Raw genomic sequence first — 1657 nt, 5'->3', positions numbered from 1 at the left:
GATTAGCAGATTAGCAGATTAGCAGCCTACCCCACTCGAAGCTTTAAGTACCACCCAGACAGTTGTGACTCAAGAGCAAGATACGTGCCAGACCCGCTGCGACGGGACTGGCTGAGTCCGATTGGAGTCCGGAACTCAGCTAGTTCTACAACCCCGATAGCGTATAAATCCACCTGCGTCAGGAGTCGTTTCTATAAGGAACCTGAGAGGTCCCCCTATACTGTACTAAGCTATACTAGACTAGGGCTGAGATTCTATCAGAATCTCGATATACCGAGCGCCGGCCCGTCAGGGCCGCCGGTGGCGGCCGGTCGCAACGGCGCCGCGGCCCCCCTGCGGGGTCCGGCGTCGTCCGTCCGCCGGCCCGGTTGCGCTCGACCGCGCAACCGCCACAAGCGCCCGACCGAGCGGAGGGCGCGCAGGGTCCGAGCGGAGCGAGGACCCCTCCTACTGCGGAGGCGGTGGCGGTGAGCGGTCCTTCACTTGACGACGGTAAGAACAACTCAAGAGAGCCAGACACTGCCGAAACCCGGCAGAGCGAGCTAGAAGACCACGTAGACCTGACCGACGACGACCAGGAGGACGAGCGCTACGACTGCCGCGAGATATACCGAAACATGGAGTTAGAGGCTGAGGACGGTGAAATCGCCCCGTTCCGGTGCAACTCATGGGATTGCTACTGCTGCGCCCACCGAATGCGCTGCAACCTCGTCGAGGAGCTCGACCGGCTCATCGAGGAGCGCCCGGAGCTCCGCCGACTGCTCACGCTGACGCTCGACCCGTCGACCGCGCCGGACGCCCAGGACGACCAGCACCGATACCTGACCGAGCGCTTTAATGCGCTCAGAACGGAGATAAAGGACCGCTACCCCGGAATGTCCTACGTGTGGATTCGCGAGGAAGGCGACGGCGGGAACCCGCACCTGCATCTCCTCGTGGACCGCTACCTACCGCAGGAAATGCTCTCTGAGACTGCCCAGCGCGTCGGTCTCGGCCACGTTGTCGATATCAGGCGAGTGAACGCCCGGAACGCCGCTCGCTACCTCACGAAGTACCTGACCAAGGGAGCGCTCCACGACCTGCCTGACGGCGCGAGACGGTACGGCAGTAGCGCCGACATCGACCTAGCTGTTCGAGGCTCCTCAGAGGACACAGAACGCGACTGGGAGCTTCTCATGGACGACTACGAGGTTTCCCCTGTGGACGGCGACGGCCCGCTACGTCGGGGCGTCACGCCGTCCGACTTCTACCGACAGCGCCTCAACGACGGCCCGGTCGGACTCGACCCGCCCGACTGACGAACGAGGACGGCCGCAACCGGCGTACGCCGAGCAGAGCGAGCGGAGCGAGCGACAACTCGCGGAGCCGGCTGCGGCATCCGCAGTGGTCCGTCGCGTCGATCTCCTTCCCGACCGTGGCCACCGGGCGGACGGCGACAGTCACCTACCCACCGACCGACCAACCCCCCTGCGGGGTCGGTCGGTCGGGAAAACACCACGCACAGCCCTTCTCTCCCGGATTACCAGATTGCCAGATTAGCAGATTACCAAGTTACCAGATTACCAGATTAGCGGATTAGCAGATTAGCAGATTAGCAGCCTACCCCACTCGAAGCTTTAAGTACCACCCAGACAGTTGTGACTCAAGAGCAAGATAC

General features: G+C 62.6%; 1 protein-coding gene. It reads left to right on the top strand.

All coding sequences use genetic code 11. From position 1 onward, the window contains the following. Nucleotides 1-467 precede the first annotated feature (467 nt). A complete protein-coding gene (locus NJQ98_RS18975) occupies nucleotides 468-1298 on the top strand; it encodes a rolling circle replication-associated protein (protein ID WP_262181722.1) in 831 nt (276 codons plus the stop codon). Nucleotides 1299-1657 lie beyond the last annotated feature (359 nt).

Source organism: Haloarcula laminariae, from assembly GCF_025457605.1.
GTDB lineage: Archaea > Halobacteriota > Halobacteria > Halobacteriales > Haloarculaceae > Haloarcula > Haloarcula laminariae.
This window is presented reverse-complemented; position numbering and strand designations above follow the sequence as displayed.